The sequence below is a fragment of the Pseudomonas sp. LS44 genome, from assembly GCF_024730785.1.
Lineage (GTDB): Bacteria > Pseudomonadota > Gammaproteobacteria > Pseudomonadales > Pseudomonadaceae > Aquipseudomonas.
On the sequence record NZ_CP102830.1, the window covers coordinates 3,333,341 to 3,355,295 of the forward strand.

The following is a 21,955-nucleotide window of genomic DNA, read 5'->3' on the forward strand; positions in this document are numbered from 1 at the left end:
TCATCCGGGCTACGAGGCTGGCGGTTTGCACAAATCAGTCCCCTCGCCCTTCAGGGAGAGGGTTAGGGAGAGGGCAACGGCCGGTCGGAATTGTGGCCCCCGCCCTCTCCCCCGGCCCCTCTCCCTGAAGTGAGAGGGGAGAAAAAGCACCACAACACCGTCCCGCCGAATGCCGTGCGGGAGACTCTAAACCCACTGAAATCAGGAGAACCATCATGATCCCGGTCATTCTTTCAGGCGGCAGCGGCTCACGGCTCTGGCCGCTCTCGCGCCGGCAGTTTCCCAAGCAGTTCCTCGCCCTCACCGGCGAGCACACCCTGTTCCAGCAGACCCTCGAACGCCTGGTCTTCGACGGCATGCAGGCGCCGCTGCTGGTCTGCAACAAGGATCACCGGTTCATCGTGCAGGACCAGCTCGCTGAGCTGAAACTCTCGATCCAAGGCATTTTGCTCGAACCGTTCGGTCGCAATACCGCGCCGGCGGTGGCCATCGCCGCCTTGCAACTGCTCAACGAGGGCCGTGACGCGCTGTTGCTGGTGCTGCCGTCCGATCATGTTTTGGAAGACCAGCAAGCGTTCAAACGCGCCCTGGCGCTGGCCACCATCGCCGCCGAAAACGGCGAGATGGTGCTGTTCGGCGTGCCGGCGAACAAACCGGAAACCGGTTACGGCTATATCAAGGCGCATGCCGATCCCGGCTTGCCGAAGGGCATCAACCGGGTCGCCCAGTTCATCGAGAAGCCTGACGAGCAACGTGCCGCCCAGTTCGTCGCGTCCGGCGACTACTTCTGGAACAGCGGCATGTTTTTGTTCCGCGCCAGCCGCTTCCTCGATGAACTGAAGAAACACGAACCGGATATCTACGACACCTGCGTGCTGGCCCTGGAGCGCAGCAAGCGCAACGGCACGCACATCGATATCGACGAATCGACCTTTGCCTGCTGCCCGGAAAACTCCATCGACTACGCGGTGATGGAGAAAACCTCGCGCGCTTGCGTGGTGCCGCTGGATGCCGGCTGGAGCGACGTCGGCTGCTGGTCATCGATCTGGGATGTGCACGACAAGGATGCCGACGGCAACGTCACCATAGGCGATGTGATCGTCCAGGACAGCCACAACTGCCTGCTCCACGGTAACGGCAAGCTGGTCTCGGTGATCGGCCTGGAAAACATCGTGGTGGTGGAAACCAAGGACGCCATCATGATCGCCCGCAAGGACCGCGTGCAGGAGGTCAAACAGTTGGTCGAGAAGCTCCGCTCGCTCGACCGCAGCGAAGCGGAAAATCACTGTCAGGTCTTCCGCCCGTGGGGCTTTTACGACTCGGTGGATACCGGCGGGCGCTTTCAGGTCAAACACATCACCGTCAACCCGGGCGCGCAGCTGTCGCTGCAGATGCACCATCACCGCTCGGAACACTGGATCGTGGTCTCCGGAACCGCCCAGGTGACCTGCGACGACCAGGTATTTTTGCTCACCGAAAACCAGTCGACCTACATCCCTATCGCCTCGGTGCACCGCCTGGCCAACCCCGGCAAGATCCCACTGGTGCTGATCGAGGTGCAGACCGGCAGTTATCTTGGCGAGGACGACATCACCCGCCTGGACGACGTCTACGGCCGCGGCGCGGAGATCGCCAAATCCGAGCTGCCCGGTTCGCGATGAGGGTGGCGTGTGCACTTACCTTGCTTTTTTCTCCCCTCTCCCATTCATGGGAGAGGGGCTGGGGGAGAGGGTACTGCTGTGACGCTGTCTCTCCCACTCCCTCATTCATCTTTAGCGCATTGCAGCCCAGGGCTTTCCACGCCTCACCAGCCCCTCTAGGATGAAAAACCCATCCAGGTAGGAGGCCCGCCCATGCAACCGCTCGTTTCTGCGCCCGATAGCCGCAAGCCCGGCGGCCGCTCATGCTGATCGGCGCCCTACTGATACTCACCTGGCTGATCCTGTTGATCCGCTACCCGGCCAAGGCGCTGCCGGTGTCCGGCGCGGCGCTGATCGGTCTGCTGCTGGTCGGAGCCTGGATGTACTGGCTCGACACCCGCGAAGCCCGCCAGCTGGCCCATCTCGAACTGCGCCTCGACTACGCCCCCACGCGCTGCCCAGCGGATCGCCCCCTGGCGCTGACCCTGAAAAACGGCGGCGGTAGCCCGTTGCAAGAGTTGCGCTGGCGGATCGCCGCGTACGCCCCCGGCGACAGCGTCAACCTGGTCGAAACCCTCTACGATGCCCCGCGCTACCGTGGCCCTGGCGAGCTACTGCCCGGCGACACCTGGCACGACTGCCTGCCGCTGCCGCCCTTTCGCCCGGGCTATCGCCCGGACACCCTGGAGTTTCGCGCCGAACGCCTGCAAGGCAGCTTCGCCGACTAATCCCACCCTACACAGCTGGCCTGGCGTTGCACTTGAGTGTTTCAACGCGTAGGAGCGAATTCATTCGCGATGGTGTTGGGGCAATCGCGAATGAATTCGCTCCTACGAAGATCCCGCTTAGCGTCGTTCGTAGGACGGGGGTGCCCAGGTGGAGCGCCCCGACCCACTCGGCACCCGTTCGACCCGCTCAGCCTCTTGCCCCTACCGCGACGTGCCCGCAAGCTGGCGCCTTTCGCTCATCACAAGGAAGCGCCTCATGTCCCAGCCCATCGCCCTGATCACCGGCTGCTCCAGCGGTATCGGCCGCGCCCTCGCCGATGCGTTCATCAGCACCGGTTATCAAGTCTGGGCCACCGCGCGTAAACCCGAAGACGTCGCCGCCTTGAGCGCTGCCGGCTTCGTCGGCGTGCAGCTGGACGTCAACGATGCCGACGCCGTCGCCAGCCTCGGCGAGCGCCTGCAGCGGGAAACCGATGGCCTCGACGTGCTGATCAACAACGCCGGCTACGGCGCCATGGGCCCGCTGCTCGATGGCGGCAGCGAGGCCCTGCGCCGGCAGTTCGAAACCAACGTGTTCGCGGTGATCGATATTACCCGCGCGCTGTTCCCGGCGCTGCGCAAGAAGCGCGGCGTGGTGGTGAATATCGGCAGCGTTTCTGGCGTACTGGTGACCCCCTTCGCCGGCGCCTACTGCGCCTCGAAAGCCGCGGTCCACGCCCTCTCCGACGCCCTGCGCCTGGAACTGGCACCGTTCGCCATCGACGTCATGGAAGTCCAACCCGGCGCCATCGCCTCCAGCTTCGGCAACCACGCCAGCCGCGAGGCGGAACAACTGATCCAGGAAGGTTCGCCCTGGTGGCCCTTCCGCGACGGCATCCGCGCCCGCGCCACCGCCTCGCAAGACCACCCCACCCCCGCCAGCGACCTCGCCCGCGACCTGCTCGCCGCCATCCAGAAGCGCAAACGCCCGCGCCTGCTGCGCCTGGGCAACGGCAGCCGCGCCTTGCCATTGCTCGCCGCGCTGGTACCGAAAGGGTTGTTGGAAGCGGTGTTGAAGAGGCGGTTTGGATTGAACCGAGCGGTGTGAATTCGAAGCAGACAGAGGGGAGCTGGACGGGGTAATGGCGAAATAGTAGTGCCTGAACTAGAAGCCGGCGGTTAGCCGACACCGGCGGGCTGTTATCGCACCATTTGGCGTCGATTAAGAGTGAGAGCGCACAACATGACAGAGCAAGATGAATTCGAGGCTGCTATTTCAGATCTGACGCCCCCCCTCAATGGGCAATTCCCGCGCCCCTGGATGACCGATCTTACTGACCCGCAAAAAGCGAATGTTCTTATCGTCGGGAAGAATCAAGCCAAGGGATACAGCACGGAAAATGTTACGCATGAGCGGCACATCAACGCGCTGTTTAACCGAGAAAATGAGTCTTGTCGCAGACTCTACGACGAACTCACGGGGCACTCTCCATCGCCCACGAGACTAAACACAAATATGTTTCGCTCCATTCTCGCGCAGGCCGGAATTGATAGGGTTCTTGAAACCAATGTTGTTTGCTATTCCACGCCTATGAGCAGTCATCTTTGCTTGCCACGTCATAGCGGCGGGACGCTACGCGGTACCGAAATATTCCGCACGCTGCTTCACTTCGTAAAGCCAAAGGTCATCATCGCTCACGGATCGGGAACAAGAGACGCCTTGAGCGCATTAGTGGGAAAGCCGCTGCTTGCCCCGCCATCGTCCCTATCGCCACCTCAATCTACGGAGGTTAGCGGTATCAGAGTGTTCGTAATTCCAAGCCTTGCACCACCACAATGGAATAAGTGGTCGCGCTGGGCCGAGGCCTACCTAGCGAAAGTTGCCGAGGCCGCAGCAAGTGCGCTCTAACAAGGGGCTCCAGTGTGTAGGCCAGGTACAACTTCCAGCATGCGGGCTTCACCCGCCCTACGATGAATCCTCTTTCTGGCCTGCGAACTACACTTGCGTCTCCCGGTGAGCGCCGTCACCCGGCGCTGTCGACCAGTCCCGCACACGGACGTGTCTTCCTTCGTCGAGGAGATAGGTCATGAGCAACGCAAATACCTACAAGGGCAGCTGCTTCTGCGGCGCGGTGCAGTTCACCGTGACCGGTGAGCCGGTGGCGATGGGTTATTGCCACTGCGAGTCGTGTCGGCATTGGTCGGCCGGGCCGGTCAATGCGTTCAGTCTGTGGCAGCCCGATGCGCTGCAGATCACTCAGGGCGCGGACAACATCGGCACCTACAACAAGACCCCGAATAGCTTCCGCAAGTGGTGCAAGACCTGCGGCGGGCACCTGTTCAGCGAGCATCCGGGGATGGGTTTCACCGACGTGTATGCCGCGGTGATTCCGGGCTTCGCGCACCAGCCGGCGGTGCACGTGAACTATCAGGAGACGGTGCTGCACATCAAGGACGGCCTGCCGAAGATGAAGGACTTCCCCGCGGAAATGGGTGGCTCGGGCATCAATCTGCCGGAGTAGCCGCGCGTTCGGTGGACTGGCGAGTGCGGCCTTCCCTAGTGCGCTTGTCGATTTCGACGACGGCCAGCCGACTAGTCGATAGACCGCCCAGGAGATGCCCCGTCATGAAGCTCTACGCCCACCCGTTCTCGTCCTACTGCCAGAAGGCCCTGATTGCCTTCTACGAAAACCACACCTCGTTCGAGTTACGCCTGCTTGGCCCCGACGACGACACGGCGGCAGCCGAGCATGCGGCGCTGTGGCCGCTCAAGCGGATGCCGCTGCTGGTCGATGGGCAGCGCACGGTGCCGGAGTCGAGCATCATCATCGAGTACCTCGATCTGCATTACCCCGGCGCGGTACGCATGGTTCCGCAGGAGGCCGAGGCTGCGCTGGAGGTGCGCCTGCTGGACCGCTTCTTCGACAACTACGTGATGACGCCGATGATGAAGATGGTGTTCGACAGCATGCGCAGTGAGGAGAATCGCGACCACCAGGGGACGACCGAAGCCATCGAGTTGCTCAATACCGCCTATCGCTGGCTCGATGAGCGCATGGTCGAGCGCCAATGGGCGGCGGGTGGCGCCTTCAGCCTGGCCGACTGCGCCGCCGCGCCGGCGTTGTTCTATGCCGACTGGGTGCATCAGATCGATCCGACGTTTGCGCATCTGCGCACCTATCGCCAGCGCCTGCTCGCCCGCCCGTCGTACGCCCGGCTGGTGGAGGAAGCGCGGCCGTATCGCGCATGGTTTCCACTTGGCGCGCCCGACCGGGACTGACTCGCGACTGACTCGCAAAAACGCCCCGCCTGGCTTAGCAGCTGGCTGCTCATGGGCCGGTGCGAGCCTGCTGCGCTGACGTCTGCCGGCACGAAAGGTTAGGCTTGCGCTCCATAACAGCAATAAATATTCAGAGGCGGACACATGAGCAGACTCTACGGCGACCAGCATCGCGCCCTGCAGGAGGCCTTCGGCACGCGCAACATGGCTGATCGCATCGAGCGGCTGGCGTGCAAGACGGAGTTCGATGAGGCGGCGAAGGGTTTTATCGAAAGCATGGACATGTTCTTCCTGTCGACCATCGACCATCTGGGCCGACCAACCGTGTCCTACAAAGGCGGCGATCCGGGCTTTGTGCGGATCGTCGATAGCACCACCCTGGTGTTCCCGAGCTACGACGGCAACGGCATGCACCTGTCGATGGGCAATGCCACGCAGAACCCGCAGGTCGGCCTGTTGTTCATCTCCTTTGAACGCCCGCATCGCCTGCGCGTGCAGGGCACCGCCAGCGTCTCGCGGGATGACCCGCTGATGGCCGATTACAAGGAGGCGGACTGCATCGTCCGCGTGCAGCTCAGCGAGCTGTGGCAGAACTGCCCGCGCTACGTCCATCGTTATCAGAAGGTCGAGCCCTCCCCTTACGTGCCGCGCGAGGTCTGCGAAACGCCACTGGCCGAATGGAAGCGCGTGGATCTGTTCCAGGATGTGCTGCGCGCCGACGATGTGGCCAAGGCCCAGGCCGCCGGCATCGTTAGCATCGCCGAGTTGATCGCCAAAGCGAAGGCCGGCGCTTGATGGTTACGCCGCCCGCGTCTGGAGTGCCAAGATGCAGGAAAGACCATTACCCAGGTAGTACCCGATGAACCCCAGCGATTCCCTCGCCACCCGCCATTACGCCCTCGCCGGGGTGATCGCGGTAGTGCTGCTCAATCTGCTGCTGCGCAGTTTCATCAAGGTCGGCGGCATTGCCGCGACCTTGTGCGTGGCCGTGCTGGTCGCGGGGGCGTTGGCGATCGGCTTCGCCCTGCTGGTCAAACGCGCGCCCAGCCTGGCCGAACGCTGGCGTTTGACGCTGCTCTACGGCGCCGCACTGGGGCTGCTGTATCTCGGTCTGCTGCTGATGATCTACCTGCAAGACCAGCCCAGCCCGATGGGCCTGCTGCTGTTTTTCCTGCACTACCTGGTGTATCCGCTGAGCCTCTGGCTGTGTTTGTCGCCACGCCTGTTCAGCCGCTTCGGCGTGGTGTGAATGCGGGTCGATTAACGGAACCGTCGGCGTCGTTATCGCTCACTAGAAGATCGACAGCGGATTGATCAGGACCTGCCCATGGACTATCTGGATTGGCTGCAATGGCCGGCGATGCTGGTGACCGTCGCCGCCGCCTGGCTGATCGGCTCGCAACACAAACAGCGGCGCAATCTGGGTTTCTGGGTATTCCTCGCCAGCAATGTGCTGTGGATCGCCTGGGGCCTGTACGCCCATGCCTACGCGCTGATTCTGCTGCAGTTCTGCCTCGCGGCGATGAACATCCGCGGGGCGCGCAAGACGCTCGCCTAACCGACAATCTATGGTCGGCTAGGGGCGAGACCTGGGTCCGCCAGCGGCGCGGCTTTGGGCTTGCGAAACACCAGCACGTTGCCGAGCATGACCAGCAGCAAGCCGGCCAGCGCGGGCGCCGTCCACTGGTAGCCCTCGACGAACGCCGAGATATTCAGCGCCACCACCGGGAACAGCACCGTGCAATAGGCGGCGCGCTCCGGGCCCATGCGCCCGACCAGGGTCAGGTAGGCGGTAAAGCCGATCACCGAGCCAGGAATCGCCAGGTACAACAGCGAGCCGACATAGCCGCTGGTCCACTGGAAGGCGAACGGCGTGCCGCTGACCCAGCAATAGCCGGCGAGCATCAGCGCGCCATACAGCATGCCCCAGGCGTTGGTGGTCAACGGTTTGAGACCGGCTTTCTGCTGCAGGCTGGAGAGCAGGTTACCGGCGGAAAAACACAGCGTGCCGAACAGCGCCAAGCCCAGGCCGATCAGAGTCTGCTGGCTGGGTCGGTGGCCGCCCAGCTCCGGCCAGAACAGCAAGCCGAGTCCGCCCAAGCCCAACGCCCCGCCAGCGAGGACGTTGGCGGCGATCCGCTGCTTGAAGAAAATCCGTGCGTTCATGGCGTTCCACAGCGTGGCGGTGGAAAACACCACGGCGATCAGTCCGCTGGGGATCCACTGGCTGGCGGTGTAGAAGCACATGAAGTTCACGCAGAACAGGCACAGGCCCTGCGCCAGACAGATCAATTGCCCGCGCCCATCGAGGCGCTGCAACCGGCGACTGGCGAGCAGCACGACGAACAACACCAGCGCCGCCAGGGCAAAGCGGTAGGCGATGGACGCCGGAATGGCGACCACCTCGAGTTGCAGCTTGATGGCAATCCAGGTGGTGCCCCAGATCAGGACGGTGAGCAAATACAGCGCAAGGTTCATGGCAGGCTCCGCTAGCGATAGGCGAAAGTCTGCGCGGCGCTGGGCAATCCGGCTTGCACGAACTTGCGCTTTTTCGCCCCGCCGGGCTGGCGCTCGCGCCTGTGCGCGGTAGCATGACTATTGATCCGGCCCTTTGATGCCCTGATTTTCGTAGGGTGGGTTAGGCCACAGGCCGTAACCCACCAGCCGGCCACAGGGGTGCCTGCCGACATCCATGGCGGGTTACGCCGCTACGCGGCTAACCCGCCCTACGACTGCGGAGTGCCGGCTGAGAGTTCAAACTTCAGCTGGCCTGATCAATAACCCCGAACACGCGCAGATCCCGACATGTCGCAACTCGAACAGAACCAGGTCTTCCAATCGCTGAGCAGCTCGCCGCACGCCCGCCTCGAGGCGGTCGCCGAGCTGGGCGATGGCCTGGGCGCGGCGCTGTGGAGCAATCATCACGACGCCCGCGAATATCAGGGGCCCAGCCAGCACACCTTGTCCTGCTACCTGGAAGGCGGTACCGGCACCTTTCGCCGCGAGCGCCCGGACAGCAAGGGCGCGCCGGACAAGCTGTGCATCCTGCCGGCTGGCCATGAGTCGGCCTGGGTGATCAATGGCGAGATCCGCCTGGCGCATGTGTACATCGACCCGGAACGCTTCGCCCTCGCTGCGGTGCAGTTGCTCGACAGCGAACCGCGCGAGTTGCAGCTGCGCGAAGGCACCTTCCTCGACGACCCGCAGCAGGCCCAGCGCTTCCGCCAGTTGGTCGCGCTGAACTGGCACGAGCCGGGCGAACGCCTGCTGACCAGCAGCCTGGCCCACGAGCTGCTCAGCCATACTCTGCTCACCCAGGTTGGCCGCCGCGAGGGTTTGCGCTTGAAGGGTGGTCTTGCGCCGCGCCTGCGCAGGCTGCTGGTCGACTACATCGAGCAGCATCTGGCCGAACCGATCAGCCTCGGCGAACTGGCGGCCTTGGCAGCGCTTTCCGAATATCACTTCGCTCGCATGTTTCGCGAAAGCTTCGGTCTGCCTCCGCATCGCTACCTGCTGGCGCGCCGCCTCGAGCGAGCCCGCCAGCTGCTCCGTAGCAGCCGCCTGGCGCTCGGCGAAATCGCCCTGGCCTGCGGCTTCGCCAGCGCCAGCCACTTCAGCAACCGCTTTCGCGCGGCGCTCGGCGCCACCCCGGGCGAATACCGCAGCGCGTTCGGCGGCTGAGTCCCCTGGCCACGATACCCGTCGCCAGCCCGTCATCGCGCGGGGTTCACCGGTGCTTTTGTAGGAGCGAATTCATTCGCGATTTGCGGGAGCGCTTTCGCGAATGAATTCGCTCCTACAAGGCGATCCGCGCGAGCGCAGCGATACCCATCGCCGCACCTGCCAGATACAAAAAGTTGCACAGCCACACCTCGCAGTGGTGCAAGAATCCGGACACCTCCAGCAATAACAACAAATCAGAGAGGACCGAATGTTCACGCATCAACCCTGTAATCCTTTCGCCGGCCAGGACTTCAACGGGCTACTCGAAACCCAGGCACAAGCCTTCGCCGACAAGCCGCTGCTGATCTGGGAACCCTTCGACCGCCCCGCCGAAACCTATAGCTACGCGCAGTTCCACACGGCCGTCGGACGGGTCGCCGCCGCCCTTCAGGCCCTCGGCGTACGCACTGGCGACCGGGTGCTGATCCACCTGGAAAACTGCCCCGAATTCCTTTTCACCTGGGCCGCCTGCGGCGAGTTGGGCGCGATTGCGGTGAACACCAATACCCGCTCCTCGGCCGAGGAAATGCACTACTACGTCAGCCACAGCAACTGCCGCGTAGCCATCACCCAGCCGAACCTGCTGCCTAGCCTGAGCCGTGTACGCGAGCAGCTGCGTTGGGTCGCCTGCACAGCGCACAACGCTGGCGAACTCGCCGAATTGCCGGTCGGCGTGTTGCCATTTGCCGAGCTGCTGGCTGCCGAACCGGCCGCCGAACGTCGCCGTGTACCGGCCGACCCGCTGCGCCCGATGTACGTGCAGTACACCTCCGGCACCACCTCGCGCCCCAAGGGCGTGGTGCTGACCCATGGCAACGCGTTGTGGTCCGCGCGGGTCAACGCGTTGCATATGGAACTGCGCAGCGACGACGTGCAGCTGGCGGCGATGCCGCTGTTCCACACCAACGCGCTGGGCTATTCGTTCCTCGGTTCACTGTGGGTCGGCGGCACCCTGGTGCTGATGCCGCGCTTCTCGGCCAGCCGCTTCTGGGACATCGCTCTGCGCAACCGCTGCACCTGGCACTCGACCCTGCCGTTCTTCATGCGCGCGTTGCTCGCCCAGCCAATCCCCGAGCGCCACTACTTCCGCCTGTGGGGCACGGCGATGTGCGACCCGGCGCCAGCGCAGCCGTTTGGCGTCAAGGTGATCGGCTGGTGGGGCATGACCGAGACCATCTCGCACCCGATTGTCGGGCTCTGCGCAATGCCCAACACCGCCATGAGCATCGGCCGCCCGGCGGTCAGCTACCAGGTGTGCGTGATCAACGAGGCGGGGCAGTCGGCGACACTCGGTGAAAGCGGCGAGCTGCGCGTGCTGGGCGTGCGCGGGGTGTCGCTGTTCCTCGAATACCTGAACAATCCCGAAGCCACCGCCGCGGCGTTCGACGAGCAGGGCTGGTTTGTCAGTGGCGACCGGGTCAAGTTGCTCGAGGACGGCACGATCCAGTTTGGCGACCGCGACAAGGACATGCTCAAGGTCGGCGGTGAGAACGTCGCCGCCTCGGAAGTCGAGCGCGTATTGATGGGCTTGCCGGGCGTGGTCGAGGTGGCGGTGGTGGCCCAGCCGCACGAGATGCTCAGCGAGGTGCCGTTCGCCTTCGTGCGCCTGGCCGACGACATCGCCGCCGAGCGCCACGGTGAATTCATCGAACGCTTACAAGGTTTGTGTCGTGAGCATCTGGCGGATTTCAAGGTGCCGACTGGCTGGCGCATCGTCGATGATTTCCCCCGCGTGACCCTGGAGAAGATCGCCAAGGCCGAGTTGCGCAAGCAGTTGGCGGCGCAAAACCCTACGTAAGACGGATCAGCAGTCCGCCGCACGGATGACGTGGCGGACTGCTAGACGAGTCCGCCGCACGTCACCATTAACGCAGCGGACAGGCCGGCACTGCCTCGCACCGACCGGCGCCTTTACCAACAGCCTCCAGCGGCGTGGCGAGCCGCTTGTCGTCGGGCGCCAATTGCTGCGCGCAGGCGCGGGCAGCGCTGGCTTGCTTGACGCAGCCCTGTTCGTTGAGCACTTCAGACAGGTTGAACCAGCCGATGGCGAACCCCGGCTGACGCTGCACGCTGTCGCGCAGCGCCTGCTCCGCACCATTGCGATCGCCTTCGGCATAGCGGGCGTTGCCCAGGGCGAACACTGGCATCGACTCTTGCCGCCAATGCGCAGCCGCGGTGCGATAGGCGCGTTCGGCCACCCGGCGCTGACCGGTTTCTTCCAGATCGCTGGCCGCCTGCAGCCAGGGCGCCAGCTCGGCCTCGGCCGGCAGACGCTCGGCCGGCAGGGTCACCACCGCCCAGCGCTCGGCGCGCCGCCAGGTGTTGTCGAAGGTTTTGAAATCCGTCCGCCAGCGCTTGGTGGTCGCCGAACGCAGGATTAGCTCTTGTTTGCTGCGGTCGTAGCCAACCAGCACCGCGAAGTGCCATTGCGGCCACCAGTCGTAGCCCAGGTTCTGCATCACCAACACCGGATTGTCGGCGGCCACCTGAGCCAGCAAGGCATCCAGATTCGGCTCCAGCGGATAGACCAGCATGCCGTGCTGACGCGCCGCGGCGACCAGCTCGAGCTTCAGGCTGCCCTTGCGCTGCGGTAGATACACCTGCGGTTTGAGTTGCCCCGGTGTGGTCGCGATACCGCGCTGGCCAAGCATGGTGGCCAGCGCGGCCGGGCCGCATTGGTAGGCGTCCTGGGCAAAGAACGGCACCTCGGTGAGTTCCACCGCTTGTGGCAGCCGATCACTCTGCGCAGGCATCTGCAGCTGCCCCGCGCAGCCGGCCAGCAACCCCAGCACAGCCAGGGTTGCGATGCGCAGCGCGGTTAGCGGATGCACTTGATGAAACTGAAGATGTCGGTGGCGCAGAGCATGTCGGTGATGATGAAGATCACCAGAAACAGCACGATGATGCCCACCACGCCGGCGCCTACCGGCTCTTCTTGCAGCTGCTGGTTGAACTGCGCCAGCTCGCCAGGCGTCAGGCTGTTGATGCGCGCCTCGACTTGGCTGCGCTCAACGCCCATCGACTCGAGCTTCTTCTGCACCTGCTGATCGTCGAGCATGCCGAGCAATTGCTGGCGGTCGACCTGTTGCTGTTGCTCGTGCAGCACTTGCGGCGTGCCAAGCATGGCCGCCTGGGCCAAGGGAATTTGGGCGAACAACATGAAATGCACGGCAGCCATCACAGCAGCAAGACGACGCATAAATGCAGGCATGGGGTGTTTCTCCTTATTTATTGATGCAGCCTAGACCCTGGCCAGCAAGCGGTGGTTCCCTGGCCAAGCGTTGCCGGCCCCCTGTGCTCACGATTAGAATGAGAACAATTCTACTTTAAGGCACAGCGCTTCGCGCCAACAGGGGATGGGCCATGGGGGATGCCACGCCAGATCAGGCGTTGCAGCGGCTGTACAGTCAGCATCAGAGCTGGCTCTACCACTGGTTGCAACGCAAGCTTGGCTGTCCGCACAACGCGGCCGACCTGACCCAAGACACCTTTATACGCGTGCTCGCCGCCCGCCAGGCGCCGAGCATCCTCGAACCCCGCGCGTTCCTGACCACCCTGGCAAAACGCGTGCTGGCCAATCATTACCGGCGCCAGCAGGTCGAACGCGCGTACCTGGAAGCGCTCGCCCAGTTGCCAGAGAGCCAAGTGCCCTGCGAGGAAAGCCGCGCGATTCTGCTGGAAACCCTGGTGGAGCTGGATCGCCTGCTGGATAGCCTGCCGGCGCTGGCGAAGCGGGCGTTCCTGCTGGCCCAGATCGACGGCCTCACCTACCCACAAATCGCCCAGCAATTGAATATTTCCTTGGCCAGCGTGAAGCGCTACATGGTCAAGGCCGCGCATTGCTGTTATTTCGCCGATTGCCAGTGAGCAGCTGACATGCCTATGCCACCAGCGGAAAAAATCTCCCCGGCCGTCAGCGCCCAGGCCGTGCAGTGGCTGGTCGAATTGCAAGCCAGCGGTTACGAGCCACAGCGCGTACAGGCGTGGCAGCAGTGGCGCGATGCCGACCCGCAGCACGCCCGCGCCTGGCGCCGCATCGAAGCCATCAACCACAGCTTGCGCGGCCTGCCGGCACCGCTGGTGCAAGCCAGTCTCGGCCAACCGAGCTCACCGCAACGCCGCCACGCGCTCAAGCTGCTGCTGCTCGGCGCCGGAAGCGTGGCCGCCCTGGGCGTTGGCCGCGGTATCGATTGGCAACCACTGCTCGCCGACCAGAGCACAGCCATCGGCGAACGCCGCGAGCTGACGCTGGCCGATGGATCGCAGCTGACGCTGAACAGCGACAGCGCGGTGGACATCCGCTTCGATGCGCAGCAACGCCTGATCCAATTGCGCCGCGGCGAAATATTCCTCGCCAGCCAAGCCGACCCGCGCCCGCTGCGCGTCAGCACCCCGAACGGCGAGCTGCTCGCTGGCCTCGGACGTTTCAACGTGCGCATGGACGCCGAGCAGATGCAGGTGCAGGTCCTCGACGGCGAGCTCCAGCTGCAGCAACCCATGCTTAAACCGCTGCTCCTGCAAGGCGGCGAACAGCTCGGCTTCACCAGCGACAGCCGCAGCCCGATTCGCCCGGCGGAACCCACCAGCAACGCCTGGACCGCCGGCATGCTGATTGCCAGCGGCATGCGTCTGGACCGCTTTATCGGCGAACTCGCTCGCTATCGCCATGGCCACCTGAGCTGCGCGGCGGAAGTCGCCGCGTTGCAGCTGTCCGGTACCTACCCGCTGGATGACAGCGAGCAAATCCTCGCCCTGCTGCCGCAAACCCTGCCCGTCCAGGTACAGCGTCTGACCCGCTATTGGGTGCGCATTCAGCCGCTTCAGGCGGTGAGCTGAGCGCCCTGCGAAAATATTTTTGCGCCGGGCTGAGCCTTTTTGCCGGGCTCGCGTGACAGAGAAGAAAACCTTTCTGTCACCTTTCAAGAGAAACCTCATGTCACAGCTTTCACGCCCTTCCCGCTTGCGTCGCACGCCGCTGGCTCACGCCCTGTGCATTGCCCTCAGCCTCGGCGGCAGCAGCCTGCTGGTCAGCCCCGCAGTACAGGCCGGCGAATCGCAGAGCGAGATCCGCCGTGATTTCCAGATTGCCGCCGGCCCGCTGGAGGCTGCGCTCAATCAGTTCGGACGTCAGGCCAACGTGTTGCTGTCGTTCCGCCCGGAACAAACCGCCGACCGCCAAAGCCCTGGCCTGCAGGGCAATTACAGCGTCAACGAAGGACTCGCCGCATTGCTCGTCGGAAGCGGCCTGCAGGCCTCTCCAGCCGCTGGCGGTGGCTTCACGCTGGTCAGCGGTGCGGCGCTGGAAATCGATCGCCAAGTGGTGATCGGCTCACGCGCACCGACCAGCATCAGTGAGCTGCCGGGCACCGTCTGGGTGATCGACCAACAACAACTGGCCGAGCAGACCCGTGGTGGCGTGCCGTTCAAAGAGGCGCTCGGACAACTGATTCCCGGCCTCGACATCGGCCCGCAAGGCCGCACCAACTACGGCCAGAACATGCGTGGCCGCAGCGCCCTGGTGATGATCGATGGCGTATCGCTGAACAGCTCGCGCGGCATCAGCCGGCAATTCGATTCGATTGATCCGTTCAACATCCAGCGCATCGAGGTGCTCTCCGGCGCCAGCGCGGTGTACGGCGGCGGCGCGACCGGCGGGATCATCAACATCGTGACCAAGAAAGGCGCGGCCGGTGCGGCTCAATACAACACCGAAGTCGGCGTGCGCAGTGGTCTCAAACACAGTGACGATCACGACTGGCGCGCCGCCCAGTCGATCAGCGGCGGCAGCGACACCGTCAACGGCCGCCTGGCCGTGGCCTATCAGAAAAACGGCGCGGCCTATGACGGCAACGACGATCAGGTGCTGCTCGATATCACCCAGACCGACCTGCAATACAACCAGGCGGTGGACGTGATGGGCAGCGCCGATTTCGCCTTCGCCAACGGCCACAGCCTGACCCTCGGCGCCCAGTGGTACGACTCCGGCTACGACGGCGAGAAAGGCCTGTATCTCGGGCAGAGCTTCCAGGCACTACGGGGCGCGGCGCCGTTCGGGGTCGAAGGCGGCGCGGATTACGACCGCGAACCGGAAACCGAGCGTCAGCAGTTCAACGCCACCTATCACGCTCCGGAAGTGCTCGGCCAGGATCTCTATGTTCAGGCCTATTACCGCAGCGAGAACATGGCCTTCCAACCCTTCCCCAATGTGCGTTTCAGCCCGTCCGGGGCGATCTTGCCGAGCAGCTCGTACTATTCCGCCTCGCAGCAGGACACCGACTACTACGGCCTGAAGACCGTGCTGGTGAAAGAGTGGGATCGGGTCAGCCTCAACTACGGCGTGGACATGGAGTGGGAAAGCTTCGAGTCCGATCAGGCGCTGTTCGACATCCCCACCGCCGCGCAAACCGGCGGCCTGGTTGCCGATCAGATCGCCAAGGTCGGCCGTTATCCCGGCATCGACACGGACAGCCGCTCGCTGTTCGGCCAGCTGAGCTGGAAAGCCACCGACGACCTGACCCTGTCCGGCGGCATCCGTCGCCAGAAAGCCACTACCGAGGTCGACGATTTCGTCGCCGCCACCCAGCAGATTTCGATCGCCAATGGACTGGGGGCTAGCGCCGACGCGATTCCCGGCGGCAGCAAGGACTATGAGGTGGACCTGTACAACGCCGGCGCCGTATTCAAGCTGAGCAAGGCCCAGCAGATCTGGACCAACTACTCGGAAGGCTTCGAGATTCCTGACCCGGCCAAATACTACGGCCAGGGCGTGTATGCCGCGCCGACCAGCGCCGCTGGACGCTGGACCTTGCTGCGCAGCGTGAATGTCGCCGACTCGGCGCTCGATGGGATCAAAACCAAGCAGGTCGAGCTCGGCTGGCGTCATTACGACAGCAGCCTGGACGCGCAGATCGCCGCGTTCTACTCGTGGTCGGACAAGAGCATCACCTACAACCGCACGACGCTGTTGGTCGAGCAACTGGCTGACAAGAAGCGCAACTATGGCCTGGAAGGCCAAGTCAGCTACTGGCTCAACGATCAATGGCAGGTCGGCACCAGCGCCCTGGCCATTCGCTCGCAGCAGAAGGCCAACGACCACTGGGAAAAGCAGGACGTCACCGCCGCCAGCCCATCCAAGCTGACCGCCTTCGCCGGCTGGCAGAACGGCGTCACCAGCGTGCGTCTGCAGGGCGTGCGTACCTTCAACCTGAGCGACGATGGCAACCTGGTCAACGGTAGCTTCGACGGCAAAGACCACAAGATCGACGGCTACGCCACCTTTGACCTGTTGGCCAGCCAGCAGCTACCGGTAGGGACGCTGAACTTCGGCATCCAGAACCTCCTGGACAAGGACTACACCACGGTCTGGGGCCAGCGCGCGCAGGTGTTCTACGGCAGCCTCGCGCCAGCCGCGATGTTCGATTACAAGGGTCGCGGACGCACCTTCGATGTGAGCTACAGCGTCGAGTTCTGATCCCGCTGTGATTACCCCGTCACCCACAAAAAGCCAGGCGCGATGCCTGGCTTTTTCGCATCCAACTTCCGGCTCAACGAGCGGCACTGATCGCCTCGTTGGCCGCCGGGCGGCTGATCTTGTCCAGACAGGAAACCCCCGAGCCCTCATCGATAGCCAGACCAAACCGAATGCTCTGGATCGCTTGTTCCAGCTTGGCTCGATCAGCCAGCTGCTCGCCGCTGAGCACCCGCTGCGCCACCGTGCCTTGTTGGTTGCTCAGCGACAGCGTGGCGCTGCCGTCCGGGCTGCCGATGCTGAAGCGCACCAGAAACTCATCCTTGAATGAATCACTCACGAACTTGAAGGGATTGAGCATGGCCAGGTACCTGCAGCGTTGGATCTCGCTGAGTACGGAGCAAGCCAGGGGCCAACTTGCGGGGCGCTACGACCAGCGGTCGCGAGCGCCGCATACTGGGATTTTTTCTGGGTTTTCGCGCAAGCCTGCGCCGGCCAGGTGAACGACGAAGGCGCAACAGCGCGCCGCTTGCCCTGTTTGCGAGCAAGCGGCGGGGCGTTAAAACAGCAGCAGGGACAAACCGCTGGCCGCCGGCAGCAGCGCGGCGACCGGCAGAATCCAGCGTTTCCGCCAGGCCAGCAACAACACCAACAGCACACCGGCGAGCATCAGCTGGCACAACCAGATCACCGCACCGATCTCCCCGCCCAACTGGGCGAGGCACAGCAGTAACGCGGCAATCAAACCAACGCCAGCCAGCAGACGCAGGAGCAACACCCGCCCCCGCACAGGCGCCGCGCCGAACAGGGTCTTGTGATGACGGGGCATGGCCAGACTGAGCAGGGTCATCGCCAGATAGCTCAAGGCAAAACTCAACCAGAGCATCACACGCCCTCCTCGACCAGTTGCCGAGCGACACGCGGCGCTTTCAGGCGCTGCGTCTGTGGCTGGGCTAAGCGCCAGGCGAACAGCGCACAGAGGCCGCCGACCAGCAGCAAGGTCAGATCGACGCCGGCCAACGCCCAGTCGCCGCGCAGCAGCGTCGAGCCCAGATGGCCGTATTCGGTAGTCAGCGCATTGAGCAGCGGCAGACCCAGCGCCAGCACGGCGAGCAGCGCGAGCACATCGCGGGCGACCTGGCCGCTATTGCGCCGCAGCACCGCCCACAGCGCCAGCAGCAACCAGCTGCCGACGAACACATAGGCCTCTGCCCTCGCCCGCTCGGCCAGGCCAGCCGGCAACAGGCGATTGCCCCACAGCAGCGCCAAGCTGGCCACCGGCAAACCGCCGAGCACCGCGCCGTTGAGCGCGCGCACCACGCCGATACCGCGACCGCCACGTGCTTCGCGCTTGCTCAGCCAGACCTTCAGACCACCGATCAGCATGGCGCAGCCGGCCAAGCCCATCAGGAAGTACAGCGCGCGCACCAGGCTCCCGCCGAACTGCGCCATGTGCAGACCCGCCAGCCAGCTGTAGGTCTGGTAGCCCGGGCCGAACGGCTTCTGCACATTGAGCAGTTCACCGCTGCCGGCGTCGTAGCTGAGGGTGTATTGGTAGGCCGCAATGCGCGAACGGTCGTAACGACGGATGTCCACCACCGCTGAGCTGTCGGCGGGATGATGGACACTGACCCAGCCCGGCTGGCCATCGCCCCATTGTTGTTGCGAGCGCTCGATCAAGGCATTCAGGGATACCGGCGGCAGCGCCGGCTGATGGGTTTCCGCCCGCTCGAAACTGCCCATCACCTCACTGAAGAAATGTTCGACATCGTTCTTGTAGGCGATTTGCGCCCCGGCGGGCATGTAGGAGGCGACGAAGATCGCCACGCCGGTATAGGCCAGCACCAGATGGAACGGAAAACCGACCACGCCGAACAGATTGTGCGCATCCAGCCAGGCCCGCTGACCGTTGGCGTTCGGCCGCAGGGTGAAGAAGTCCTTGAAGATCCGCCGATGGATGATCACTCCGCTGATCAGCGCCACCAGCATGAACATGCCGGCCAGGCCGACGATGTACATGCCAATCGTGCCGGCGTGCAGGTTGTAATGCAGGGTGAAGAAGAACTCGCCGCCGAGGGTTTCCGGCATCGGCGCTTTGCTCAACGGATCGAAGGCGACGTTGTGAATCTCTTCGGTCTTGTTCACTTCCCAGCCGAGCCGCCAGTAGGGTTCGCGCGCGGTGGGGCCGTGCATCCAGAAGGCATGCAGATCGTCTTTGACGTTCTGCTGCACCCAGCTGCGCACCTCGTCGGCGCTCATGCTCGATGCGCTGGTTTGATGCAGCGCCGGACGCATCCAACGCTCCAGCTCCTTGTCGAAGCAGGCGATGGTGCCGGCGAAAATGATCACGTAGAGCAGCCAGCTGGGCAGCAGTCCGCCCCAGGTATGCAGGCCCGCGATGTTTTGTCTGAGGCTCATGGTCGCGCTCCCAGTCCAGAAGGTAGGAAGGCCGCCAGGCCCATTGCCAGGGTCAAGCCAGCCAACACCAGCCAGGCACGGGTAGCACTGCGCGCGGCGAAGACGTAAATCACCGCGGCGGTCCATACGGCGAAGCAAAGGATGCTGGAAAACACTACGCGATCAGGACGGGCCAGCGGCAGGTAGACGGTGAAGAACGCGGTAAAGCCGTAGGCCAACGCGTAGCCGCCGACAATCGCTGCCAACACGCGCGACGTGATGCCCCACGGAGAGGCTTGGTTCTTGGCCACAGTAATTTCTCTAATTGAAGGTTGCTGGGGGTGCCGCCGTAAATGCCAACAAGATGCATATAGTATTGAGAAATATTCGCACCAGAAAGTCCGATTATTCTCTAGATGTCCCCAGGCCAGTCACGCCTGCCATACGCCACCGAACGTGGCGTACGGCAGCGCAAATCAGAAGTTGTACGCCAAGGTGCCGACGATATTGCGGCGCGCGCCCACGAAGCAGTCACCCCGGGCCAGGCAGGTGGTGTAGTAGGTTTCGTCTTCGAGGTTGTTGGCGTTCAGCATGAAATCCCAGTTCTGGTAGCTGTAGCCGAACATCGCGTCATACAGGGTGGTCGACGGGGTTTTCAGGGTGTCGGTGCCATCCCAGCTTTCGCCCACATAACGCACGCCGGCACCCACGCGGAAGCCGGAAATGTCGCCGAGGCTGAAACGGTAGACGTTCCACAGGGAGGACATGTGTTCCGGCACGCTCGGCAGACGCTTACCGTCGTCGTAGCCCGGAGTGCCTTTGCTCACTTCGCTATCGGCGTAGCTGTAGGTGGCGATCAAATCCCAGTTCTCGGTGAGCCCGGCCTGCGCCTCCAGCTCCAGGCCCTGCACATGGGCCTCGCCGATTTGAATCTGATTGAACGGATTGGTTGGATCGGCCACCAACCGATTGTTTTCCACCAGGTCGTATACCGCTGCGGTGAATAGACTGCGGCTGCCCGGCGGCTGATATTTCACGCCGAGTTCCCACTGTTTACCCTCTTTGGGCGTGTATGCCGCGCCGGTCGACAGATCGAGACCGATTTCCGGTTGGAAGGATTCGCTGTAGCTGAGGTACGGCGCAAAACCGTTATCGAACAGATAGGTCAGACCGGCACGCCCGGTGACTTTGTCATCTTTCTGGGTACCCACTCCGTCGAAGCGGTTTTCCACGAAATCCTTGCGCAGGCCCAGCGTCAGCAGCCAGTGCTCATCCCACTTCAGCTGATCCTGCACATACATGCCTTTCTGGGTAAGGGTCTGCTCGGGATCGGAAATCCAATCGGTTGGCGCGTCGAATCCGAGATAGACCGGATCGTACAGATCCAACGGCGCTGCAGAGCCAAACTGCCAATCCCGATTGTTCACCGCGTGCTGATAGTCGATGCCCATCAGCAGGGTATGTTCAAGTTGCCCGGTGCCGAAATGCGCTTCGGCCTGGTTATCTGCAGTCCAGTATTTGAGGTCCGGCTTGGCCATCCAGTACGAGCGGTTGATGGTGCGTCCGTCTGGATTGATGGTCGGTGGGAAGGCCGGGTACATGCTCTGATAATCGACCTCGCTGTTCGCATAGCGCAGGTTCTGGCGCAGCGTCCAGACATCGTCCAGCGTGTAGGAGAACAGCGAAGTAACCGATTTTTGTTCGGTGTCGTACCTATCGAATCCCGGCTCGCTCATGAACCGCTCGGTGCTGATACGACCATTGGGAGCCGGCAGCACAGTGCCGGCATGTGGCAGGAATTGGCTGGTCGAGCCACTTTCATCCTTCTGGTAACTGGCCAGAACCGTCCACTCGAGCTGATCGTTCGGACGCCAGGTAATCGCCGGAGCCAGGACTTTGCGGTCGTCGCCGACATGGTCGACCTGGGTGTTGCTATCCCGGCCGATCGCGATCATCCGGTACAACAGCGTGCCATCCTCGTTCACCGAACCGGTGAGATCGCCGGCAATCTGGGCGCGGTCGAAACTGCCGTATTGCACCTGCACCTGGCCGCGTTGCTCGGCCTGCGGACGTTTGCTGACCAGATTGACCAAGCCGCCCACCGGACTCGAACCATAGAGCATCGACGACGGCCCCTTGAGCACTTCGATACGCTCGAGGGTGTACGGATCAGGACGCGAACTGGAGTAGAAGCCGAAGGTTTTCTGCATTCCGTCCTGATACATGACCGGTTCGCTGCCGCGAATCATGCCCCAATCGCCGCGACTGTCATTGCCATACGCCTCGCTGCGCACACCGGCGGTGTAGCGCAGCGCGTCCTGCACGGTCACCACGCCCTGATCGCGAATCTGGTCGGCGGTGACTACCGAGATCGATTGCGGGGTTTCCAGAATCGGCGTGTCGGTCTTGGTCCCGCTGGACTGCCGCTCGGCCACATAACCGGTCACCGGAGCGAATGCGCTTTGCTCTTCCGCCACGCCGTTGACGTTGACTGCCCGCAGCTGCACCTCGCCTTTCTTGCTTTGCGCTGCGCTGGCCGACGAGGATTCGGCGGCCATGCTCAACGGGGCAACCATCAGAGGAAAGCCAAACAATGCGGCGCGGACGGCCATAGCAAGGGGCTTGCGCGTGGTGACAGGCGACATCGGGAAATCCTTATGGGGGAAAGCTGTCGGGGAGATTTGCGCGAATAAATCGCATTTACAAATAGTTTAAGTGAGTATTTGCGAGTAATTCGCAT

The 21,955-nt window shown here is 63.3% G+C and carries 23 protein-coding genes; 14 read left to right on the forward strand and 9 right to left on the reverse strand.

Features of this window, described 5'->3' with window-relative positions; all coding sequences use genetic code 11:
• Positions 1–215: 215 nt before the first annotated feature.
• From NVV93_RS14885 to NVV93_RS14925, 9 genes are all read left to right on the forward strand, one after another.
• Positions 216–1,661 carry a mannose-1-phosphate guanylyltransferase/mannose-6-phosphate isomerase gene (locus tag NVV93_RS14885; protein ID WP_258251409.1) on the forward strand — a complete coding sequence of 482 codons (1,446 nt, stop codon included), beginning with the start codon at positions 216–218 and terminating at the stop codon, positions 1,659–1,661.
• Positions 1,662–1,903: 242 nt separating this feature from the next.
• The gene (locus NVV93_RS14890; RefSeq protein WP_258251410.1) at positions 1,904–2,368 is read left to right on the forward strand and encodes a multidrug transporter; all 465 of its coding nucleotides are present in this window, start codon (positions 1,904–1,906) and stop codon (positions 2,366–2,368) included.
• Between the two features lie 256 nt (positions 2,369–2,624).
• On the forward strand, positions 2,625–3,455 hold the full coding sequence (locus NVV93_RS14895) for an SDR family oxidoreductase (protein ID WP_258251411.1): 831 nt from the start codon (positions 2,625–2,627) through the stop codon (positions 3,453–3,455).
• A 135-nt stretch (positions 3,456–3,590) separates the two neighbouring features.
• Positions 3,591–4,256 carry a uracil-DNA glycosylase family protein gene (locus NVV93_RS14900; RefSeq protein ID WP_258251412.1) on the forward strand — a complete coding sequence of 222 codons (666 nt, stop codon included), beginning with the start codon at positions 3,591–3,593 and terminating at the stop codon, positions 4,254–4,256.
• Positions 4,257–4,434: 178 nt separating this feature from the next.
• Positions 4,435–4,869, forward strand: coding sequence for a GFA family protein (locus tag NVV93_RS14905; protein WP_258251413.1), 435 nt, complete (start codon positions 4,435–4,437; stop codon positions 4,867–4,869).
• Between the two features lie 104 nt (positions 4,870–4,973).
• Positions 4,974–5,627, forward strand: a complete 654-nt coding sequence (locus NVV93_RS14910) for a glutathione S-transferase family protein (RefSeq protein ID WP_258251414.1) — start codon at positions 4,974–4,976, stop codon at positions 5,625–5,627.
• Between the two features lie 144 nt (positions 5,628–5,771).
• Complete coding sequence (locus NVV93_RS14915; protein WP_258251415.1) at positions 5,772–6,422, forward strand: pyridoxamine 5'-phosphate oxidase family protein; 651 nt, start codon at positions 5,772–5,774, stop codon at positions 6,420–6,422.
• Between the two features lie 64 nt (positions 6,423–6,486).
• Complete coding sequence (locus NVV93_RS14920; RefSeq protein WP_258251416.1) at positions 6,487–6,876, forward strand: hypothetical protein; 390 nt, start codon at positions 6,487–6,489, stop codon at positions 6,874–6,876.
• Between the two features lie 78 nt (positions 6,877–6,954).
• Positions 6,955–7,185 (forward strand): hypothetical protein, encoded by a 231-nt coding sequence (locus tag NVV93_RS14925; protein WP_258251417.1) that lies wholly within the window; start codon positions 6,955–6,957, stop codon positions 7,183–7,185.
• Between the two features lie 8 nt (positions 7,186–7,193).
• Here the strand turns inward: NVV93_RS14925 and NVV93_RS14930 are convergent, their stop codons facing one another.
• Positions 7,194–8,105 carry a DMT family transporter gene (locus NVV93_RS14930; RefSeq protein WP_258251418.1) on the reverse strand — a complete coding sequence of 304 codons (912 nt, stop codon included), beginning with the start codon at positions 8,103–8,105 and terminating at the stop codon, positions 7,194–7,196.
• A 327-nt stretch (positions 8,106–8,432) separates the two neighbouring features.
• On the opposite strand from NVV93_RS14930, the gene NVV93_RS14935 reads away from it, so the two are divergent.
• On the forward strand, positions 8,433–9,308 hold the full coding sequence (locus tag NVV93_RS14935; protein ID WP_258251419.1) for a helix-turn-helix domain-containing protein: 876 nt from the start codon (positions 8,433–8,435) through the stop codon (positions 9,306–9,308).
• A gap of 115 nt (positions 9,309–9,423) precedes the next feature.
• Here the strand turns inward: NVV93_RS14935 and NVV93_RS14940 are convergent, their stop codons facing one another.
• Positions 9,424–9,570, reverse strand: a complete 147-nt coding sequence (locus NVV93_RS14940; RefSeq protein WP_258251420.1) for a hypothetical protein — start codon at positions 9,568–9,570, stop codon at positions 9,424–9,426.
• On the opposite strand from NVV93_RS14940, the gene NVV93_RS14945 reads away from it, so the two are divergent.
• Positions 9,559–11,148: an AMP-binding protein gene (locus NVV93_RS14945; RefSeq protein WP_258251421.1), complete on the forward strand. Its 1,590-nt coding sequence runs from the start codon at positions 9,559–9,561 to the stop codon at positions 11,146–11,148. The genes NVV93_RS14940 and NVV93_RS14945 overlap by 12 nt on opposite strands.
• 67 nt (positions 11,149–11,215) lie before the next feature.
• On the opposite strand, the gene NVV93_RS14950 is transcribed toward NVV93_RS14945, so the two are convergent.
• Both NVV93_RS14950 and NVV93_RS14955 read right to left on the reverse strand, forming a co-directional pair.
• Positions 11,216–12,103, reverse strand: coding sequence for a PA2778 family cysteine peptidase (locus NVV93_RS14950; protein WP_375162932.1), 888 nt, complete (start codon positions 12,101–12,103; stop codon positions 11,216–11,218).
• A 65-nt stretch (positions 12,104–12,168) separates the two neighbouring features.
• On the reverse strand, positions 12,169–12,561 hold the full coding sequence (locus NVV93_RS14955) for a PA2779 family protein (RefSeq protein ID WP_258251424.1): 393 nt from the start codon (positions 12,559–12,561) through the stop codon (positions 12,169–12,171).
• Positions 12,562–12,713: 152 nt separating this feature from the next.
• On the opposite strand from NVV93_RS14955, the gene NVV93_RS14960 reads away from it, so the two are divergent.
• The 3 genes from NVV93_RS14960 (at position 12,714) to NVV93_RS14970 (ending at position 16,821) form a co-directional block, all read left to right on the forward strand.
• Complete coding sequence (locus NVV93_RS14960) at positions 12,714–13,217, forward strand: sigma-70 family RNA polymerase sigma factor (RefSeq protein WP_258251425.1); 504 nt, start codon at positions 12,714–12,716, stop codon at positions 13,215–13,217.
• Positions 13,218–13,226: 9 nt separating this feature from the next.
• Positions 13,227–14,186, forward strand: coding sequence for a FecR domain-containing protein (locus NVV93_RS14965; protein ID WP_258251427.1), 960 nt, complete (start codon positions 13,227–13,229; stop codon positions 14,184–14,186).
• Positions 14,187–14,283: 97 nt separating this feature from the next.
• On the forward strand, positions 14,284–16,821 hold the full coding sequence (locus tag NVV93_RS14970) for a TonB-dependent receptor (protein WP_258251429.1): 2,538 nt from the start codon (positions 14,284–14,286) through the stop codon (positions 16,819–16,821).
• A gap of 73 nt (positions 16,822–16,894) precedes the next feature.
• Here the strand turns inward: NVV93_RS14970 and NVV93_RS14975 are convergent, their stop codons facing one another.
• The 5 genes from NVV93_RS14975 to NVV93_RS14995 all read right to left on the reverse strand — a co-directional run bounded on the left by NVV93_RS14975 (position 16,895) and on the right by NVV93_RS14995 (position 21,860).
• Positions 16,895–17,179: a DUF3509 domain-containing protein gene (locus tag NVV93_RS14975; RefSeq protein ID WP_258251432.1), complete on the reverse strand. Its 285-nt coding sequence runs from the start codon at positions 17,177–17,179 to the stop codon at positions 16,895–16,897.
• Between the two features lie 198 nt (positions 17,180–17,377).
• On the reverse strand, positions 17,378–17,704 hold the full coding sequence (locus NVV93_RS14980; protein ID WP_258251433.1) for a DUF3325 domain-containing protein: 327 nt from the start codon (positions 17,702–17,704) through the stop codon (positions 17,378–17,380).
• Positions 17,704–19,236 (reverse strand): PepSY domain-containing protein, encoded by a 1,533-nt coding sequence (locus NVV93_RS14985; protein ID WP_258251435.1) that lies wholly within the window; start codon positions 19,234–19,236, stop codon positions 17,704–17,706. The genes NVV93_RS14980 and NVV93_RS14985 overlap by 1 nt, the downstream gene beginning before the upstream one ends.
• Positions 19,233–19,526 carry a DUF3649 domain-containing protein gene (locus tag NVV93_RS14990; RefSeq protein WP_258251436.1) on the reverse strand — a complete coding sequence of 98 codons (294 nt, stop codon included), beginning with the start codon at positions 19,524–19,526 and terminating at the stop codon, positions 19,233–19,235. Before NVV93_RS14990 ends, NVV93_RS14985 begins: the two co-directional genes overlap by 4 nt.
• 165 nt (positions 19,527–19,691) lie before the next feature.
• Positions 19,692–21,860: a TonB-dependent siderophore receptor gene (locus NVV93_RS14995; protein WP_258251438.1), complete on the reverse strand. Its 2,169-nt coding sequence runs from the start codon at positions 21,858–21,860 to the stop codon at positions 19,692–19,694.
• Between the last annotated feature and the right edge of the window lie 95 nt (positions 21,861–21,955).

Excerpts from the sequence above, each read along its gene's own strand:
- NVV93_RS14945 (WP_258251421.1), top strand. The coding sequence starts at position 9,559 with ATGTTCACGCATCAACCCTGTAATCCTTTCGCCGGCCAGGACTTCAAC.
- NVV93_RS14885 (WP_258251409.1), top strand. The coding sequence starts at position 216 with ATGATCCCGGTCATTCTTTCAGGCGGCAGCGGCTCACGGCTCTGGCCG.
- NVV93_RS14980 (WP_258251433.1), bottom strand. The coding sequence starts at position 17,704 with ATGCTCTGGTTGAGTTTTGCCTTGAGCTATCTGGCGATGACCCTGCTC.
- NVV93_RS14925 (WP_258251417.1), top strand. The coding sequence starts at position 6,955 with ATGGACTATCTGGATTGGCTGCAATGGCCGGCGATGCTGGTGACCGTC.
- NVV93_RS14905 (WP_258251413.1), top strand. The coding sequence starts at position 4,435 with ATGAGCAACGCAAATACCTACAAGGGCAGCTGCTTCTGCGGCGCGGTG.
- NVV93_RS14900 (WP_258251412.1), top strand. The coding sequence starts at position 3,591 with ATGACAGAGCAAGATGAATTCGAGGCTGCTATTTCAGATCTGACGCCC.
- NVV93_RS14890 (WP_258251410.1), top strand. The coding sequence starts at position 1,904 with ATGCTGATCGGCGCCCTACTGATACTCACCTGGCTGATCCTGTTGATC.
- NVV93_RS14930 (WP_258251418.1), bottom strand. The coding sequence starts at position 8,105 with ATGAACCTTGCGCTGTATTTGCTCACCGTCCTGATCTGGGGCACCACC.
- NVV93_RS14975 (WP_258251432.1), bottom strand. The coding sequence starts at position 17,179 with ATGCTCAATCCCTTCAAGTTCGTGAGTGATTCATTCAAGGATGAGTTT.
- NVV93_RS14940 (WP_258251420.1), bottom strand. The coding sequence starts at position 9,570 with ATGCGTGAACATTCGGTCCTCTCTGATTTGTTGTTATTGCTGGAGGTG.
- NVV93_RS14895 (WP_258251411.1), top strand. The coding sequence starts at position 2,625 with ATGTCCCAGCCCATCGCCCTGATCACCGGCTGCTCCAGCGGTATCGGC.
- NVV93_RS14935 (WP_258251419.1), top strand. The coding sequence starts at position 8,433 with ATGTCGCAACTCGAACAGAACCAGGTCTTCCAATCGCTGAGCAGCTCG.
- NVV93_RS14970 (WP_258251429.1), top strand. The coding sequence starts at position 14,284 with ATGTCACAGCTTTCACGCCCTTCCCGCTTGCGTCGCACGCCGCTGGCT.
- NVV93_RS14995 (WP_258251438.1), bottom strand. The coding sequence starts at position 21,860 with ATGTCGCCTGTCACCACGCGCAAGCCCCTTGCTATGGCCGTCCGCGCC.
- NVV93_RS14960 (WP_258251425.1), top strand. The coding sequence starts at position 12,714 with ATGGGGGATGCCACGCCAGATCAGGCGTTGCAGCGGCTGTACAGTCAG.
- NVV93_RS14985 (WP_258251435.1), bottom strand. The coding sequence starts at position 19,236 with ATGAGCCTCAGACAAAACATCGCGGGCCTGCATACCTGGGGCGGACTG.
- NVV93_RS14965 (WP_258251427.1), top strand. The coding sequence starts at position 13,227 with ATGCCTATGCCACCAGCGGAAAAAATCTCCCCGGCCGTCAGCGCCCAG.
- NVV93_RS14910 (WP_258251414.1), top strand. The coding sequence starts at position 4,974 with ATGAAGCTCTACGCCCACCCGTTCTCGTCCTACTGCCAGAAGGCCCTG.
- NVV93_RS14920 (WP_258251416.1), top strand. The coding sequence starts at position 6,487 with ATGAACCCCAGCGATTCCCTCGCCACCCGCCATTACGCCCTCGCCGGG.
- NVV93_RS14915 (WP_258251415.1), top strand. The coding sequence starts at position 5,772 with ATGAGCAGACTCTACGGCGACCAGCATCGCGCCCTGCAGGAGGCCTTC.
- NVV93_RS14955 (WP_258251424.1), bottom strand. The coding sequence starts at position 12,561 with ATGCCTGCATTTATGCGTCGTCTTGCTGCTGTGATGGCTGCCGTGCAT.
- NVV93_RS14950 (WP_375162932.1), bottom strand. The coding sequence starts at position 12,103 with ATGCCTGCGCAGAGTGATCGGCTGCCACAAGCGGTGGAACTCACCGAG.